At 68.9% G+C, this 17,517-nt stretch carries 16 protein-coding genes and 1 pseudogene; 13 read left to right on the top strand and 4 right to left on the bottom strand.

Annotation, left to right across the window (positions count from 1 at the left end):
• The first annotated feature begins 143 nt into the window (after positions 1-143).
• From ACOCMH_RS02845 to ACOCMH_RS02815, 7 genes are all read left to right on the top strand, one after another.
• Positions 144-578: a hypothetical protein gene (locus ACOCMH_RS02845; RefSeq protein ID WP_427307668.1), complete on the top strand. Its 435-nt coding sequence runs from the start codon at positions 144-146 to the stop codon at positions 576-578.
• A complete protein-coding gene (locus tag ACOCMH_RS02840; RefSeq protein ID WP_427308339.1) occupies positions 578-1,276 on the top strand; it encodes a C39 family peptidase in 699 nt (232 codons plus the stop codon). Before ACOCMH_RS02845 ends, ACOCMH_RS02840 begins: the two co-directional genes overlap by 1 nt.
• 10 nt (positions 1,277-1,286) lie before the next feature.
• Positions 1,287-2,180 carry a flagellin gene (locus ACOCMH_RS02835; RefSeq protein ID WP_427307667.1) on the top strand — a complete coding sequence of 298 codons (894 nt, stop codon included), beginning with the start codon at positions 1,287-1,289 and terminating at the stop codon, positions 2,178-2,180.
• A gap of 75 nt (positions 2,181-2,255) precedes the next feature.
• Positions 2,256-3,686, top strand: a complete 1,431-nt coding sequence (locus ACOCMH_RS02830; protein ID WP_427307666.1) for an acetate kinase — start codon at positions 2,256-2,258, stop codon at positions 3,684-3,686.
• A 214-nt stretch (positions 3,687-3,900) separates the two neighbouring features.
• Positions 3,901-4,413, top strand: a complete 513-nt coding sequence (locus ACOCMH_RS02825; protein ID WP_427307664.1) for a DUF1269 domain-containing protein — start codon at positions 3,901-3,903, stop codon at positions 4,411-4,413.
• A gap of 265 nt (positions 4,414-4,678) precedes the next feature.
• Positions 4,679-5,815, top strand: coding sequence for an ABC transporter substrate-binding protein (locus ACOCMH_RS02820; protein WP_427307663.1), 1,137 nt, complete (start codon positions 4,679-4,681; stop codon positions 5,813-5,815).
• Positions 5,816-5,864: 49 nt separating this feature from the next.
• Positions 5,865-6,656, top strand: coding sequence for an SDR family oxidoreductase (locus ACOCMH_RS02815; protein ID WP_427307661.1), 792 nt, complete (start codon positions 5,865-5,867; stop codon positions 6,654-6,656).
• A 52-nt stretch (positions 6,657-6,708) separates the two neighbouring features.
• Here ACOCMH_RS02815 and ACOCMH_RS02810 read toward each other — a convergent pair whose 3' ends face one another.
• Positions 6,709-7,614 (bottom strand): LysR substrate-binding domain-containing protein, encoded by a 906-nt coding sequence (locus tag ACOCMH_RS02810; protein WP_427307659.1) that lies wholly within the window; start codon positions 7,612-7,614, stop codon positions 6,709-6,711.
• 114 nt (positions 7,615-7,728) lie between these two features.
• Between ACOCMH_RS02810 and ACOCMH_RS02805 the strand changes: the two genes are divergently transcribed.
• The 5 genes and pseudogenes from ACOCMH_RS02805 to ACOCMH_RS02785 form a co-directional block, all read left to right on the top strand.
• Complete coding sequence (locus ACOCMH_RS02805; protein WP_427308337.1) at positions 7,729-9,090, top strand: acyclic terpene utilization AtuA family protein; 1,362 nt, start codon at positions 7,729-7,731, stop codon at positions 9,088-9,090.
• A gap of 10 nt (positions 9,091-9,100) precedes the next feature.
• A complete protein-coding gene (locus ACOCMH_RS02800; RefSeq protein WP_427307658.1) occupies positions 9,101-9,451 on the top strand; it encodes an AtuA-related protein in 351 nt (116 codons plus the stop codon).
• Between the two features lie 40 nt (positions 9,452-9,491).
• Positions 9,492-10,457 (top strand): Bug family tripartite tricarboxylate transporter substrate binding protein, encoded by a 966-nt coding sequence (locus tag ACOCMH_RS02795; protein ID WP_171517451.1) that lies wholly within the window; start codon positions 9,492-9,494, stop codon positions 10,455-10,457.
• Between the two features lie 187 nt (positions 10,458-10,644).
• Entirely contained in the window at positions 10,645-11,694 is a 1,050-nt protein-coding gene (locus ACOCMH_RS02790) for an MBL fold metallo-hydrolase (RefSeq protein WP_427307656.1), read from the top strand.
• Between the two features lie 46 nt (positions 11,695-11,740).
• A pseudogene (locus ACOCMH_RS02785) lies at positions 11,741-12,256 on the top strand (NADPH-dependent F420 reductase); the annotation flags it as partial.
• Positions 12,257-12,280: 24 nt separating this feature from the next.
• On the opposite strand, the gene ACOCMH_RS02780 reads toward ACOCMH_RS02785, so the two are convergent.
• The gene (locus ACOCMH_RS02780) at positions 12,281-12,670 is read right to left on the bottom strand and encodes a GNAT family N-acetyltransferase (RefSeq protein ID WP_171517449.1); all 390 of its coding nucleotides are present in this window, start codon (positions 12,668-12,670) and stop codon (positions 12,281-12,283) included.
• Between the two features lie 188 nt (positions 12,671-12,858).
• Between ACOCMH_RS02780 and ACOCMH_RS02775 the strand changes: the two genes are divergently transcribed.
• Entirely contained in the window at positions 12,859-14,346 is a 1,488-nt protein-coding gene (locus tag ACOCMH_RS02775) for an AMP nucleosidase (RefSeq protein WP_171517448.1), read from the top strand.
• Between the two features lie 78 nt (positions 14,347-14,424).
• On the opposite strand, the gene ACOCMH_RS02770 is transcribed toward ACOCMH_RS02775, so the two are convergent.
• The gene (locus ACOCMH_RS02770; protein ID WP_427307655.1) at positions 14,425-15,066 is read right to left on the bottom strand and encodes an OmpW/AlkL family protein; all 642 of its coding nucleotides are present in this window, start codon (positions 15,064-15,066) and stop codon (positions 14,425-14,427) included.
• A 353-nt stretch (positions 15,067-15,419) separates the two neighbouring features.
• Positions 15,420-17,129, bottom strand: coding sequence for a 2-isopropylmalate synthase (gene leuA, locus ACOCMH_RS02765; protein ID WP_427307654.1), 1,710 nt, complete (start codon positions 17,127-17,129; stop codon positions 15,420-15,422).
• Positions 17,130-17,517 lie beyond the last annotated feature (388 nt).

The raw sequence follows: 17,517 nt of genomic DNA, 5'->3' as shown, positions 1-17,517 counted from the left end.
CCGGCCGGCGGTGTCGCAGTCATGCCGGCAGGACCGGCGCCCGCATCCTGTGTGCGGGCGCCCGGGCCCTGTCATGCCTACGCAAGCCTAGTTGCCATGCAGCCGACTGGAACGAGTCGGCGCAGCGGCAGGGGGGAAACACCATGCAACCGGTCCGCTTCGCCGTCGGCGCCTGTGCCGCGGCATTACTCGCCTGGACAGCATTGCAGGCCCACGCGGAGCCGCCAGGGCTGGAGGCCGCCATGGCTGCGGCGCGTGCGGACACAGCCGCGGCCACGCGGGCGGCGCCAGCCGACCCCGGGCGGGCATCCGCCACGGCCGCGCTGTTCGCCGGCGCGGCGAAAGCCGTGCCGGTGTCCCGGCTGGATGACATCCGCGGCGGTGCGGAAGTCACCGTCAACGATATGCGCCTGCACGGCACCGTGGCCGACAACGCCGCGGTCAATACCTTGTCCGGCGCGAACCACATCACGGACGGCGCGTTCTCGAATGCGGCGGGGATTCCCACCGCGATCCAGAACTCGGGATCGAACGTGCTGATCCAGAACGCCACCATCGTCAACGTCCAGTTCAAATGATGAAGCCGCTGCGAATCCTGCTGGCGTGCGTGCCGGGCCTGCTGGCCACGGCGCACGCGCCCGGCGCGCTGGCTGCCGACGCCGCGATCTACGGCCCGGTCGGCGAACCCTACACCGTCCGGGTCACCAGCATCCGCGAGGCGCGCTTCAAGTCCACCATCCGCCAGCAGTTCGACTTCAGCTGCGGCTCGGCCGCGGTGGCCACGCTGCTGACGTACCAGTACGGCCATCCGATCAACGAGGCGGCGGTGTTCCAGAACATGTACCTCAACGGCGACCAGCAGAAGATCCGCGCCGAGGGGTTCTCGCTGCTGGACATGAAGCGCTTCCTGGCTGCGCTGGGCTATGAGGCGGATGGCTTCGAAGTGCCGCTGTCCAAGCTGGAAGAAACGCAGGTGCCGGCGATCGTGCTGATCGTGGAGAACGGCTACCACCATTTCGTGGTGGTCAAGGGCGTGAAGGGCGACCGCGTGCTGGTCGGAGATCCGGCGCGCGGCACCCGCGCCATGTCGCGCCAACAGTTCGAGCGCATCTGGGACAGCCAGCTGCTGTTCGTGATCCATAACCGCACCGAGCACGCGCGCTTCAACGTTGCCGCGGACTGGCGCGTCGCGCCCAGCGGTCCTTACTGGATGGGCGTCAACCGGGACAACCTGTTCTTCACGGTGATGCCCCGGCATGGCGCCGGGGATTTTTGAGGAACGCATCATGTTGCAGACTTCCTTGCCGGCCCCGGCCGTGCCACGCAGCACCGCCTCGGCGGCCGCGGCGATGGTGCTGGGCGCGGGCCTGGCGTGCGCCGGCACGGCACAGGCCGGCATGCCGCCGCCGCCCGCGGCGCCCGATGCCTCGGCGCCGCCAGCGCAGGCCGCCATGGCCGCGCGCGCGCGCGCCGACACCCAACCTCTGGCTGCCGCGCGCGGCAGCATGGCCGGCTGGAAACCGGTAACCCATGAAAAGCTCGACGACATGCGCGGCGGCTTCGAGATGCCCGGGCTGCAGGTTTCGTTCGGTATCGAACGCGCGGTGTACATCAACGGCGACCTGGTGGTCGCTACCAGCATTAACATCCCGGACGTCAGCCGCATCACCGCGGACCAGGCCACGCGGCTGGCCGCGACGCTGGGACCCGCCATTGTGGCCAGCACCAACGCGGCGGTGGCCAACGCGCTGGCGGGCAATCCGGTCACGGCCGGCGCGGCGGCTTCGGCTTCGGCTGGCACGGGGGCAGGCGGCACGGCTTCCGCAGCGGCCAATGGCGGCGCCGCTGCCAGCGCCGGTGCAGCGGGAGCCGGTACGCCCGCCGCAGGCGCGGCAGGCGCAGCGGCGGCGGGCCTGCCCACCACCGTGGTGAGTACCGCCACGGGCCAGGTCGTGACCAACGGCTTGCTGAACGTGATCCAGAACGGCCCGGGCAATGCCGCATCGGTGGGCGCGCTGGCGGGAACGCCGGCGACCGTGATCCAGAACACCCTGAACAACCAGAGCATCCGGAGCCTGATGACAATCGACGCAAGCGTCAATACGCTGCAGGCCTTCCGGTCGCAACTGGCCAACACGGCGCTGAACCATGCGCTGCTGCGGGCCGCAAGCATGAGATAGCCGTTAGCGAGGTAACCGGCAGTACAGGTCGCAGGCTCCTGCAAGACAGTCTGCAATCCGGGGGAGGACGACGTGATGAAGAAGCGGTCGATGCAGGGCATCCGCAATGCGGGATGCTCGACGTTGCTGTTGCTCGGCGGACTGGCGCAGGCCCAGACGCCGCCGGAAGCGGGGCCACCCGCGGCCGGACTGGAATCACTGCAGAGGGAACTCGCCGACCAGGCCAGCCAGCTCGATGCCATGAAACGCGCGCTGGCCGAGCAGGAAGCAGTGATCCGCGAATTGCGCAGCGTGATCGGCACCGAGGTGCTGGCCACCAAGCGCGGCGGGCAGCGCACGGGGCCCGGCGTGATGCCGGCCGACAACGCCACCAACGCCGCCACCGCGGCAGCGGCGGCCAGTGCCACGCAGGGCGTGCCGGGTCTGCCCGGCAGCCCGCAACAGGTCATCGCCCAGGCGCCGCAGGGCGGGGCGCAGCAGGGCGAGTCCGCCAGCCCGCAGATGGTGGCCGTGGAAGAGCCTGTGGGCCGTCCGCCCGAGAGCGACCGGCGTCCGCCGGAGATTGCGCCGCTGATCGACCAGCCCGGGGTGCTCACCGCCGAGGGCAAGTTCGTGGTGGAGCCGGGCTTCCAGTACGGCTATTCGTCGAACAACCGCGTCGCGCTGGTCGGCTACTCGATCATCCCGGCCATCCTGATCGGCCTGATCGATGTGCGCGAGGTCAAGACCTCGACCTATATCGAATCGATCGCGCTGCGCTACGGCGTCACCAAGCGGCTCGAGATCGAGGCCAAGGTGCCGTACGTGCAGACCTCGGGCTCGACCATCAGCCGCGAGGTGTTCACCGGCACCGCGGTCGACAACGTATTCAATTCCAGCGGCAAGGGCCTGGGCGATGTCGAGGCCACGGTGCGCTACCAGCTCAACTACGGCAATGAGCGCATCCCGTATTTCGTCGGCTGGCTGCGCTATAAGTCCAACACCGGCAAGGACCCGTTCGAGGTGGTCACCGATTGCGTGACGCGCTGCGTCGGCAATGCCACTGGCACCGGCCTGCCGCTGGGGCTGCCCACCGGCACCGGCTTCCAGGCGATCCAGCCCGGCATCACCTGGCTGCTGCCGACCGATCCGGCGGTGTTCTTCGGCACCTTCAGCTACCTGCACAACTTTGCGCGCAACAACGTGAGCCGCACCGTGCTCAACGGCGAGACGGAGAACCTGGGCAAGATCGCGCCGGGCGACATCTTCGAGTTCAGCTTCGGCATGGGGCTGTCGCTCAACGAGAAGGCGTCGTTCAGCATCGGCTATGACCAGGCCATCATCTGGCCGACCAAGCAGAACGGGCTGACCGTGCCCGGCTCGGTGCGCGTGACGCAGGGCACCTTGCTGGTGGGGTATTCGTACCGCTTCAACAACCGCTATACGCTGAACCTTTCGGTGGGCGCGGGGCTGACGCGCGACACGCCCGACCTGCAGGTCAATGTGCGCCTGCCGATCACTTTCTGAGCCGCCGGCACGCCCGGCTGCGCAGACGTGACGCGTGCCCCGCCCGCGCGGCCTGCGCGTGCGCGTCACATGCGCCGGCACGGTGCGCCAGCGCCGAAAGGCGCCTTGCGCTGGCCCCATGAACGGCGTACAAAGAAATAACCCCGCGCCGCCAGCGGTACTTTCCGAGCGGTTTCCACCTCACCGGTGGCGCGGCCTGAACAAGGAGAGAGACATGCGCAAACGCATCTTCTGGTTGTTGCCCGACCTGGCAAGTGCCAAACGCACCATGGATGACCTGCTGCTGGCCCGCCTCGAGAACCGCCACATCCACTTCGTGGCGCGCGACGGTGCCGACATGACCGGCCTGCATGAAGCCAACCTGTTCCAGACCTCCGACATCGTTCATGCCGCTGAAATGGGCCTGATGGTGGGCGGCGGCGTGGGCGTGGTGGCTGGCGTCGTGGTGGCGATGTTCCCCATCGTCAGCGATACCCCGCAGTGGGGGCTGGTCGGCGTGCTGGCGGTGCTGGGTGCGGTGTTCGGGGCCTGGGCCGCCAGCATGATCGGCAGTTCTGCGCCCAACAGCCGGCTGCGCGCGTTCGAGAAGGACATCGAGGCGGGCAAGATCCTGCTGATGGTGGACGTGCCGCGCGGCCGCATCGAGGAAATCGAAACCCTGCTGCGCAACGCGCATCCGGAAGCCAGCTTCGCCGGCATGGATCCGGCCGTACCGGCGTTCCCCTGATCCGGCAGTTGTCGCCGGCCAGCGCCTCGCGGCGCTGCATGTCTCCTGCCGCGCCCTTGCGGCGCGTTCCGGCGCGTTCCCTGTTACGCGCCCCGGCCCGCACCGGAACCGCTCCGGTTCCGGTGTGAGGCTGCTGCAACACCCCCTGATTTCCCGGTTTGCCCCGCTCGGACGCATGCGGTAACTTGCGTGACGGCGCCGGGCCATGCCCGCCGCGCCGCCACAGAACAATGAAAGCAGCCGTCCAGGCGGAGGGGTCGAGACAATGAAGGCGAAATGGATCGCGTGCGGCATGCTGGCCGCCACGCTGGGGTGGGCCGCGCAGACGGCCCTGGCGGAGCCGGGCGTGACCCGCAACACCATCCGCATCGGCCAGTCGGCCGGCATTACGGGGCCGGTGGCGGGCTCGGTCAAGGAGCAGATCGCCGGCGCGCAGGTGTACCTGCGCACGGTCAATGCCAGCGGCGGCGTCGCCGGCCGGCGCATCGAACTGGTCACCTACGATGACGGCTTCGACGCGAAGCGCACCCCCGACAATGTGCGCAAGCTGCTCGACGAGGACAAGGTGTTCGCGCTCTTCATGGTGCGCGGCACGCCGCAGAACGAAAGCATCCTGCCCATCATCGCCGCGCAGAAGGTGCCGCTGGTGGCGCCGCTGACCGGCGCCATCACGCTGCACCGGCCGGTGAACCGCTACGTCTTCAACGTGCGCGCCAAGTACCAGGACGAGGTGGCGCGGGCGATCAACCACCTGGCTACGTCCGGCATGAGCCGCATCGGCATCTTCTACGCCAACGACGGCTTCGGCAAGGACGTGCTGGAAGGCTACAACGGCGCGCTGCAGGCGCGCGGCGTGCAGCCCGCGGCCACGGTCAGTTTCTCCCGGCCGATGGGCGACATCGGCCAGGGCGTGGCCGCCATGCACAAGGCCAACCCGCAGGCAGTGCTGGTGATCGGCTCGGGCTCCGAGGCGGCGCGCGTCATCCGCGAGCTGCGCCGCGCCGGCAGCGAGGCGCAGTTCGTCACGCTGTCCAACAATGCCGCCGATGCCTTTATCCGTGAACTCGGCGACGACGCGCGCGGCCTGATCATCACGCAGGTGGTGCCGGGCACCAACTCCAGCCAGATGACGCTGGCCAGCGAATACCGCAGCCTGGCCCGGCAGCAGGGCGTGGAGCTTTCCAACGCCGGCATGGAGGGCTTCATGTCGGCCAAGGTGCTGGTCGAAGGGCTGCGCCGCGCCGGCCCCGACCTGACCCGCGAACGGCTGGTCGCGGCGCTGGAAGGCATGCGCGACTATGACCTCGGCGGCATCCTGATCAGCTACAGCGCCGCGCGCCACACCGGCTCGTCGTTCGTGGAAATGTCGATCGTGTCGTCCACCGGCAAGCTGATCCGCTAGTGCGCAGTCACGGGGGCCGAGGCCGGCGGCCTGCGGTATAGTCGCCCGCATGGCTAATCCGATCCCCTCCCCCGATTCCCGCACGCCGTTTTCGCTGCATGGCCGCGTGGCGCTGGTGACCGGCGGCGCGCAGGGCCTGGGCCTGGCGATTGCCGCCGGGCTGGCCGATGCCGGCGCCCATGTGCTGGTGGTGGCGCGCAATGCGCCACGCGTGCAAGAGGCCGTTGCCACGCTGGCGGCGCGCGGCGGCAGCGCCGAGGCGCTGGTGCTCGACATCACCGACGAGTCCGCCGTGGCGGCCGCGTTCGAACGCATCGACGCGGGCCATGGCCGGCTCGACATCCTGGTCAATAACGCCGGCGCGCGCAACCGCAGCTCCATGGCCCAGCTCGATGCCGGCGACCTGCGCGCCATGCTCGAGACCAACCTGGTGGCGCCGTACGCGCTGTGCCGCCTGGCCGCGCAGCGCATGCGCCACGGCGGCTACGGGCGCATCGTCAATGTCACCTCCATTGCGGGCCAGGTGGCGCGCGCCGGCGACGTGCTGTATCCCGCCACCAAGGGCGGGCTGGACGCACTGACGCGCGCCATGGCCGCTGACCTGGGCCGCCACGGCGTCACGGTCAATGCCATCGCCCCCGGCTATTTCGCCACCGAACCGAACCAGCCCATGGTGGCAGACGAGAGCGTGGCCGAGTGGCTGCGTCAGCGCACTTCGCTGGGCCGCTGGGGCCAGCCGCAGGAGGTGGCGGGCGCGGTGGTGTTCCTGGCATCGCCGGCCGCGTCGTATGTCACCGGACAGGTGCTGGCGGTCGACGGTGGCTATCTCGGGCACTTCTGACGCGCCGCGCGCCAGAGCGTACCCAATTCTGCGTGCGGCTCCGGCCCGCGGATCAGCGCCGCGAGGGGACCTTGCCACCGCGGTAGAACGCCTGCAGGGCCTCGATCATCGCGGCCGCCGCGGCTGAATCGCCGCGGTCCTTCAGCCGCACCAGGCAGATATCGCGTACCAGCGACGGCAATTGCAGCGGCCGGATCGCCAGACCTTCGCGCCGGAACTGGAACAGCGCCAGCGACGGCACCGCGCTGATGCCAAGCCCCGCCTGCACCAGCGCCGCGACCGTGGCCAGGTGCTCTACCTCCATCACGCTGGCCAGGCGCAACGGATGCAGCGCGGCGTCCAGGTGCTGGCGCACGCTGGTGGTGCGCGACAGCTGGATGAACGGCAGACCGGCCAGCATCTCCGGCGTGATGCGCCGCTTGCGCGCCAGCGCATGGTCCGCCGGACACACCAGGTGGAAGGTGTCGCGCACCAGCGCCTCGACGCGCAGGTCGTCGTCCTGGGCCGGCGCGGGCGCCAGCGCGAAGTCGGCGCGGCCCTGCCGGACCAGTTCGATGCAGCCGTCGGCAAGCTGGTCGAACAATTCCAGCACGATGCCCGGATAGCGCGCGCGAAACTGCGCCAGCAGCGGCGGCAGGTCACCGCCGGCGAGCGAAGGCAGCGCCGCGATCGAAACCCGGCCCTTGCGCCGCTCGGCATGCGCGCGCAGGTCTTCGAAGGCGGTCTCGAAGTCCGCCAGCAGCCGGCGCGCGGTCTGCTCGAAGCGCACGCCGTCGCTGCTCAGCTCGACGTGCCGCGTGGTGCGTTCGAACAGCCGGCTGCCGGCCTGCTCTTCCAACGTCTGCACCAGCGCGCTGAAGGCCGACTGCGACAGGTGGCAGGCGCGCGCCGCGCGGGTGAAATTGCGATAGGTGGCCAGCGCCACGAAGGCACGCAGGTGCTTGACCGACAGGTTCATGGGCCCGGTGGATATATCCAGCAAGTCGATAGATTAATCCAAATAATCCATTTTTTGGCTGGGCGCGCACGCCCTAGAATGGGATCGACCCTGCCCAACGACTGCTTCCCGACCATGACTGCTCCCTTGCTGATCGGCTCCGGCGCCGGTTTCTCCGGCGACCGCACCGACGCCGCGCTGCCGGTGGTGCGCACGCTGATCGCCGCGGCGCAGCCGGCCGCGCTGATCTTCGAGACCCTGGCCGAGCGCACCCTGGCGCTGGCGCAGCTGGCGCGGCGCAACGATCCCGCGCAAGGCTATGAGCCGTTGCTGGATGCGCTGCTGGCGCCGGTGCTGGGCCTGTGCCTGCAACACCGCATTCCCATCGTCGGCAATTTCGGCGCCGCCAATCCGCGCGCCGCGGCGCGGCGCGTGCTGCAGCTGGCGCGCGAACTGGGGCTGCCCGTGCCGCGGGTGGCGGTGGTGGAGGGTGATGACCTGTCCGACGATGCGGGGCGCGCGCGCCTGCACGGCATTCTTGGCGATGCCTTCGACGCCGAACGCTTTGTCTGCGCCAACGCCTATATCGGCGCGCAAGGCATTGCCGACGCGCTCGCCGCCGGTGCCGAGGTGGTGGTGTGCGGACGCGTCGCGGACCCGGCGCTGGCGGTGGGGCCGGCAATGGCGCACTTCGGCTGGTCGTGGGACGACTGGGACCGGCTCGCGGCCGCCACCATGGCCGGGCACCTGCTCGAATGCGGGGCGCAGGTGACCGGCGGCTACTTCGCCGATCCGGGCCGCAAGGAGGTGCCGGACGTGCACGCGCTGGGCTTCCCGATCGCGCAGCTCGATGCCGATGGCGGCATCGAGATCTTCAAGGCCGCCAATACCGGCGGTTGCGTCGATCTGCGCACGGTCAAGGAGCAGTTGCTGTACGAGGTCCACGACCCATGCGCGTATCTGACGCCCGACGTGGTGGCCGACATCGGCGCCGTTACCGTGGCGCAGCTGGGCCCGGACCGCGTTGGCTTGCGCCATGTGCGCGGCCACCCGCGCCCGGCGCAGCTCAAGGCCAATGTGTTCAGCCACGGCGGCTGGCTGGCCGAGGGCGAGATCTCTTACGCGGGTCCCAACGCCGCGGCGCGCGCGCGGCTGGCCGCCGACATCCTGCGCCGGCGCATGCAGCTGCTGGGCCACGAGGTGCCGCTCCGCTTCGACCTGATCGGCGTGCTCAGCGTGCTGGCCGACGATGGCGGTGCCATGCTCGCGCAGCCCCAGCCGCACGAGGCGCAGGCGCAGGACGTGCGTTTGCGCGCCGCGCTGGCACATGACGACGTGGCCGTGGCGCAGGCGCTGCAGCGCGAAGTCAATGCGCTCTATACCTGTGGCCCCGCCGGCGGCGGCGGTGTGCGCACCGCCCAGCGCGCGCGGCTGAATGCGGTGTCGTGCCTGGTGCCGCGCGAAGCCGTCACGCCTACCCATACCTTCATCGACTGAGGAGCCAGCCATGACCGCCACCGCCGCGCTCTACCAGTTCGCCCATGGCCGCACCGGCGACAAGGGCGACCGTTCCAACATCAGCGTGATTGCCTATGACGCGCGCGACTACGACCACCTGGTGGCGCACGTGACCGAAGACGCGGTGCGCGCGCTGTTTCGCGAGCGCCGGCCCGCGGCGGTCACGCGCTACCTGGTGCCCTCGCTCCATGCGATGAACTTCGTGCTCGACGGCGTGCTCGATGGCGGCGTCAACGATGCGCTCAACCTCGACACCCATGGCAAGGCGCTGTCGTTCCGCCTGCTGCAGCTCGAGATCCCGCTGCCGCCCCGGCTCGCGGCGGCCGACCACGCCAACTGATCCATTGCTTCCACCGACAACGATTTCAACAGGAGACCCCATGAACCCGTTTCTCAAGCCACTGGCCGCGGTAGCGTTCGCCCTGGTCCTGCCCGCGGGCCAGGCCTGGGCCGAGTTTCCGGACAAGCCGATCCGCTTCGTGGTGCCGTTCGCCGCGGGCAGTGCCACCGACCAGCTGGCGCGCGCCATCGGCCAGGCCATCACCGTGGACAGCAAGGTCACCGTGGTGGTCGACAACAAGCCCGGGGCCAACGGCTTCATTGCCGCGTCCGACGTCGCCAAGGCGGCACCGGACGGCTACACCGTGCTGATCAGCACCAACACCACGCATGCGGCCAACGAGCACCTGTACAAGAAGCTGCCCTACGACCCGGTCAAGGACTATGCGCCGATCACCGCGCTGGGACGCGGCGGCCAGATCATGGTGGTGAATCCGCAGGTGCCGGCCAAGACCGTGGGCGAATTCATCGCGCTGGCGCGGCAACAGCCCGGCAAGCTCAGCTTCGGCAGCGGCAGTTCGTCATCGCGCATCGCCGGCGAGCTGTTCCAGCAGATGGCACAGGTGCAGCTGCTGCACGTGCCGTACAAGAGCAACCCGCTGGCCATCACCGACCTGCTCGGCAACCAGATCCAGATGATGATCACCGACACCGCCACCGGCCTGCCGCAGGTCAAGAGCGGCAAGCTGCGCGCGCTGGGCGTGTCGGGCAAGGCGCGCTCGCCGCTGGCGCCGGAAGTGCCGACCATCGATGAAGCCGGCGTCAAGGGCTACGAGATGAGCTACTGGTTCGCCGCCTACGCACCCGCGGGTACGCCGCAGCCGGTGGTAGCCCGGCTCAATGCGCTGATGGTCAAGGCCGCGCGCAGCGAGACCGCCGCCGGCTTCTACAAGTCGACCGGCACCGAGGTCTTCACCAGCACGCCCGCGGAACTGGCGAAGTTCCAGTCGCAGGAGTCGGGCAAGTGGGGCCGCATCATCAAGGCGGCGAATATCCAGCCAGAGTGAACGCGGAGCGGCGCAAGCTCCCATGCATGGAAAACGGGGCCACGTGGCCCCGTTTTTTACGCAGAAGTAGGTACGCTTTGACCCTTGCGCCCTTGTCCGGCAAGGCGCGGCTAAGATATGTGCTGGCCGCGCGCGCCGTCGGCGCCGGCCTGCTCCTCGACAACACCAACCAGAACAGGATCAGGATATGAAGCTGCAGTCCGTGGTGCGCCATGCCACCTCCCGCCGACGCCAGCGCCCGACGCTGCGCCGGGCCGTATCGCGTGCCGTCCTCGCCATCGCCATGGGCAGCGCCGTGCTGGCCGCTGGCGTGGCCGGCGCGCAGACCGCCGCGCCGCCGGCACAGCAGAAGACCCAGGTGCCGGGCTATTACCGCATGATGGTGGGCCAGCTCGAAGTCACCGCGCTCTATGACGGCTACATCGATCTGGATCCGAAGATCTTCAAGTACACCAGTGCGCGTGAAGTACAGAGCTTGCTGGCGCGCATGTTCGTGGCCTCGACGCCGGGCATGCAGACCGCCGTCAATGCTTACCTGATCCATACCGGCAGCCACCTGGTGCTGGTCGACACCGGCGCGGCGGCCTGTTTCGGGCCGACGCTGGGACGCATCGGCGAGAACCTGCGCGCTGCGGGCTATGCGCCCGAACAGGTCGACACCGTGCTGCTCACGCACCTGCATGGCGACCACGCCTGCGGCCTGGCCGCCGACGGCAAGGCCGCGTTCCCGAACGCGACGGTGTATGTGGACAAGGCCGACCTCGACTACTGGCTGAGCGACGCCAACGCCGCTGCTGCGCCCAAGGAGGCGCAGGGCCTGTTCGCCATGGCGCGTGCCGCGGTGGCGCCGTACCAGGCGGCGCAGCGTTTGCGCACCTTCAGCGGCGGCGCCGGCGGCGAGCCCATTCCCGGGGTGCGCGTAGTGCAGGCCAACGGGCATACCCCGGGCCACAGCGGCTACCTGTTCACCTCGGGCAAAGACAGCTTGCTGCTGTGGGGCGACATCGTGCACAACCACGCGCTGCAACTGCGGCGGCCGCAGGTGGCGATCGAATTCGACGTCGACAGCCACCAGGCCGTCATCACGCGCAAGCGCTTGCTGGAGCAGGCGGCCCGAGGCCGGCTGTGGGTGGGCGGCGCGCATATGCCGTTCCCGGGCCTGGGCCATGTGCGCCGCGATAGCGCCGGCTATGCATGGGTGCCGGCCGAGTATGGCCCGATCCGCGGCGACCGCTAGCCAGGGGCGGCGCCTTTTCGCCTAGAGTCATCCCATGGGGCGCCGCAAGCCGCTGGTCGAAGAATTGGGTACGCGCGCACGCGCCGGCACCGTGGCCGAGGCCAATGCGTTCTCGGACGTGCTGTTCCTGGCCATGCCCTACGGCGCGCTGCCGCAACTCAGCCGCGACCATGCCAGGGCCTGGCAAGGCAAGATCGTGCTCGATGCCACCAACGCCTATGAACACCGCGACGGCCCCATCGCCGACGAGGCGCGGCGCGATGGCATCGGCCTTACCACCGCGCGCTACCTGCGCGGCGCGCGCGTGGTGCGAGCCTTCAACTTCATGGGCGCGGCGCAATTTGCCAGCGAGCATCACCGGCCCGGCGGGCTGGTGGCGGTGCCGATCGCGGGCGATGACCCGGCTGCGTTGCAGGTGGCCGCGCAACTGGTGCGCGATGCGGGATTCGAACCGGTGGTGGTGGGGCCGCTGGCCAGCGCCGATCGCTTTGCGCCGGGCGGGCCGCTGTTCCGGCAGGTGGGTACGGCCGAAGAACTGCGCCGCAAGATCGGCGCACGCTGAACTACGAAAGGGGGGATGGGCGGCTCAGGGCCGGCGCCGCTCCATCGCGACCATCGAGGGCGTAAAGCCGAGCTGGCCGAAGAACGCCGCTTCGGAAGAGCGTGCCGCGCGCAGCATCCAGTTGATATCGGGATCGCTGCCGACGATATGCCGCACCAGGGCGCGGCCGATGCCGTGCCGGCGGTGGCCGGGTGCGACCACCACCATCGACAGGAAGCCGTCGCAGACGTCGTCGCACAGCGCGCGGGCGAAGCCGACCACCTCGCCTTTTTCAACCGCCACGGCGACGCGCTGCGAATTGGCGACCAGCCGCGCGAATTTTTCGGGACCGCCGACCCGGTGAGCCCAGCCATTGGCGATCAGTAGTTGCCTGGCTGCCTCGAGGTCGTCGGGCAACAAGTTACGGATTTCCATTGGCGGCTCTCCCAGCAAATCGTGTACGGCCCCCTCGCCGCCCCTTGCCACCAGGGGCGCCGCGAGTCGAGAACGGCACGGCGAGCCGTGCTGCGCAATTGGCGGAGTGTAGCGAGCGTGCGCGGGCGCGTCAATTTGGCGCCTGGCACGGCGGGGCGTCGCTCACGGCAACGCGCCGGCGCGGTATCATGGCCTCCATGAACGCCCCCGTCTTCTCCTCCGCGCATCCAGCCGACCAGCTTGCCGAGTTCACCGACGCGGATGCGGCGCTCGCCCGCATCCGCGACATCTACGAGGCATCGGTCGGCGCCGTGCGTGCGCGCTTCGATGCCTTCGCCGGCGGCAAGCCCCTGCCCTCGGCCGCGCATGCGTGCTACCCGTACCTGGGCATCTCGGTCAACATCGAGACCATGGTCACCGACAGCCGGCCGTCATGGGGCACGGTGGCGTACCCCGGCGTCTATGGCACCACGGTGACGCGCCCCGACCTGCTGGCCGATTACTACCGCGACCAGATCGAGCGGCTGATGCGCTATCACCGCGTGCCGGTGGTGGTGGGCCTGAGCCGGCGCCCGATCCCGCTGCCGTTCGTGATCGAAGCCTCCACCACCGACATCAGCTACACCCAGGCGCGCGAGCTGGAAGCGTCGTTCGTGCTGCCCGAACTGAACCGCATCGACGACGGCATTGCCAACGGCACCTATGAGCCGGTGCCCGGCGAAGCCTGGCCGCTGTCGCTGTTCCCGGCGGAGCGCGTGGACCTGGCGCTGCAGCGGCTCTACCACTACACCGGCACGGCGCCGCAGCATTTCCAGCGCTTCGTGCTGTTCACCAACTACCAGCGCTATGTCGATGAATTCGTCGCGCTGGGACGCGCGCTGATGGGCGATGGCGACGGCGGCGGCTACACCCGCTTTGTCGAGCCCGGCGACGTGGTGCAGGACCTCGGCGCGGCGGAACCCGACGACGCCACGCGCCCGCGCGTGCTGCCGCAGATGCCGGCCTACCACCTGGTGCGCGGCGACAAGCTGGGCGTGACGCTGGTCAACATCGGCGTCGGGCCGTCCAACGCCAAGACCATGACCGACCACCTCGCCGTGCTGCGCCCGCACTGCTGGCTGATGGTGGGCCACTGCGGCGGCCTGCGCCGCTCGCAGCAGCTTGGTGACTACGTGCTGGCGCACGCCTACGTGCGCGACGACCACGTGCTCGACCACGACCTGCCGCCATGGGTGCCGGTGCCGCCCATCGCCGAGATCCAGGTGGCGCTGCAAGAGGCCGTGGCGCGCGTGACCGGGCTGTCGGGCAACGAGATGAAGACGCGCATGCGCACCGGCACGGTGGTCTCGACCGACGACCGCAACTGGGAGCTGAAGTCCAAGTCGCTGTATGCGCGTTTCAACCAGTCGCGCGCGATTGCCATCGACATGGAAAGCGCGGCCGTGGCGGCCAATGGCTTCCGGCTGCGCGTGCCGTATGGCACCCTGCTGTGCGTGTCGGACAAGCCGCTGCATGGCGAACTCAAGCTGCGCGGCATGGCCAACGCGTTCTATCGGCAGCGCGTCAGCCAGCATATGACCATTGGGCTGGAGGCGATCCGCATCCTGCGCGAGCACGGCGTCGAGCAACTGCATTCGCGCAAGCTGCGCAGCTTTGACGAGCCAGCGTTCCGGTAGCGTCGGCCGACGCGTTCATCCGCAAGGCAAAAAGGCCGGCGCCCGATGGGCGCCGGCCTTTTGCATGGCGTGGCAGGATCAGAACCGATAGCCCACCCCCATGCTGAACAGCCACGGATCCAGGCTTACCTTGGATACCTTGACGTCCCCCGCCTTGACGTCGCTCGACAGCCAGATCTTCTTGATGTCGGCGTTCAGGAACCAGTTTTTGGTCAGCTTGTAGTCCATGCCGATCTGCAGCGCGGGCCCGACGCTCCAGCTGTCGAGCTGCAACGCGTTATTGGCGATGTTCTCGCCCCAGATGCGGGTGAAGTTCAAACCTGCGCCGATATACGGGCGGAAAGTGCCGTTCGGAATGAAGTGGTACTGCACCAGCAGTGTCGGTGGCAGATGCTTGAAGGTGCCGATCTTGTTGCCATCGAGGTAGACGTTCTGCTTCTGCGGCACCGTCAGCACCAGTTCGGCGGCGATGTTCGGCGTGAAGAAGTAGGTGACGTCGAGTTCCGGGATCCACTTGTTGTTGACCGTGATGCGGTCGGACGGGCCGACGCCGCCAACGGGATCGGCGCTGTTGGCCATGTCGAGGTAGGTGCCGCGCAGACGCACCATCCAGTTGCCCTGGGCGTCGTCCGCGGCGGCGGCGGGCGTGGCGAAGGCGCCGAGCATGGCGCAGGTGGCGATGGCCGAACAGGTGGCGGTGCGAAGAGACAGTGTTTTCATGAGGTCTGCTTGGTTTGTTATCGAAGCCGGGCCAAGTGTGGCGGAGCAGGCTGGCGGGGGCCTTGACACAAAACAAGCGGAACCAAATGGTGCGCGCGGCGTCGCGAGGGCGCTACAGTGCGGCCACGCGCGGCGCGGCTTCGGACGTCGCTTCTAACCACATGCGAAATGATTCGTAGCGCGGCACGATTCTGCCGCTTACGCTTTGCGAAAGATCCGAGCACGTGCAATGCGGTGCGCGCGCATTGGTACCAGGATCCGCACCAGGCATGTCGTGGGCGCCCGCAAGGGCGTCTTTCCGGGTGTGCCCCGTGGGGGCGGGGCACACCGGTTTTCTTGCGATACGCCGGGCGTCAGGCCTCGGCGGCCGCGCCGGCCGCAGCGGCATGTGCGATGGGATGGCTTGCACCAAAGCCGGCCTGCAGGTGCCGGTTCACGCCCGAGAGCACCGCGCGCAGCGAGGCCGTGACCAGGTTGGCGTCGATGCCCGCGCCGAACCCGGTCGGCGAATCGCCCACGCGCACTTCCACATAGCACGCTGCCCGCGCATCGGCGCCGGCGGTCATCGCATGCTCGTGGTAATCCATCACGCGTACCGGCAGGTCCAGCGCATTGACGAAGGCGTCGATAGGGCCGTTGCCGCTACCGCGCACGCTGCAGGGCTGGCCGTCGCGCACCATCTGCACCGTGATCACGGTGGCGCCACCGCTGTCAGATGCCAACTGATGCGAGACATAGCGCAGCGGCGTCTCGCGCGCCAGGTACTCGCGCTGGAACAGGGCGTGGAGGTCGTCCGCGCTCGCTTCCAGCCCGGTGTCGTCGGTCATGGCCTGCACCGCGCGGCTGAACTCGATCTGCAGGCGGCGCGGCAGGTAGAGGCCATGCACCTGTTCCAGCAGGTAAGCCATGCCGCCCTTGCCCGACTGGCTGTTGACGCGGATCACCGCGTCATAGCTGCGGCCCAGGTCGGCCGGGTCGATCGGCAGGTAGGGCACTTCCCAGATGCCGTCCGGCTGCTGCTGCGCGAAGCCCTTGCGGATCGCGTCCTGGTGCGAGCCCGAGAACGCGGTGAACACCAGGTCGCCCACATACGGATGGCGCGGGTGCACCGGCAGCTGGTTGCAGTGCTCCACGCACTGGCGCACCGCATCGATATCGGAGAAGTCCAGCTGTGGCGCCACGCCCTGCGTATAGAGGTTCAGCGCCAGCGTCACCAGGTCGACGTTGCCGGTGCGCTCGCCGTTGCCGAACAGGCAGCCCTCGACGCGGTCGGCGCCCGCCATCAGTGCCAGCTCCGCGGCCGCCACCGCGGTGCCGCGGTCATTGTGCGGGTGCACCGACAGCGCGATGTGCTCGCGCCGGGCGAGGCGGCGGTGCATCCATTCGACCTGGTCGGCGAATACATTGGGCGTGCTGCATTCCACCGTGGTCGGCAGGTTCAGGATCATCGGGCGGCCTGGCCCGGCCTGCCACGCGGCTGACACCGCGTCGCTCACTTCCAGCGAGAAATCGAGTTCGGCCAGGCTGAAGGTCTCGGGCGAATACTCGTAGGTCCAGGCGGTCTCGGGCATGGCATCGGTCAGCGACTTGATCAGGCGCGTGCCCGATACCGCGACTGCCTTGATCTCGTCGCGCGAGGCATTGAAGACGATGCGCCGCCAGGCCGGTGCGATCGGGTTGTACAGGTGCACGGTGGCGCGCGCCGCGCCGCGCACGGATTCGACGGTACGGCGGATCAGGTCCTCGCGCGACTGCGTCAGCACGACGATTGTCACGTCGTCGGGAATGCGCTGTTGCTCGATCAGCATGCGCACGAAGTCGAAGTCGGTCTGCGAGGCGGAGGGAAACGCCACTTCGATTTCCTTCAGGCCGATCTTCACCAGCTGTTCGAAGAAGCGCAGCTTGCGCGCCGGGTTCATCGGCTCGATCAGGGCCTGGTTGCCGTCGCGCAGGTCGGTGCTCATCCAGCGCGGCGCGCGCGTGAGGGTGCGGCCGGGCCAGGTGCGGTCAGGGATGTCGACGGTGGCGGCGGGGCGGTACTTGGTGGCGGGATTGCCGAGCATACGGGGTCTCCTTCCTCGCAAGGGAAGATAAACGATGGATCAACGGGAAAAGGGTGGCGAAAGGCTGCCGAACTGCCACGGGGCCCTAGGCCCGGCAACCGATCGGTAGGCTTAGCGGTAGCGAGGAAGCGCGCAGGGCGCGGCCCGATGCCTGGGCGGCCAGCACGCGTGCGCGGGCAGCGATGCGGGACGCATCGGCAGCCTGGCAGGGAGTGCTGGTGTAACGGTTCATCGTGGCTGGAGAGAGAGAGGGCCGCAGCCGCTCCGGTGGGTACGCACGCAGCGCAAGTCCATATGACCGGGCAAGGTTAGTCGACAACTTGGGAGCCGGTCAAGGGTTGAACGCGGGCCGCGTTGCGCGCCGATCCACCGTGGCCCGGTCGGGGGA

It is taken from the genome of Cupriavidus sp. H39, from assembly GCF_050271075.1.
Taxonomy (GTDB): Bacteria; Pseudomonadota; Gammaproteobacteria; order Burkholderiales; family Burkholderiaceae; genus Cupriavidus; species Cupriavidus necator_B.
The sequence above is the reverse complement of the archived record's forward strand: the minus strand, read 5'-3'. Positions and strand labels throughout refer to the sequence as shown.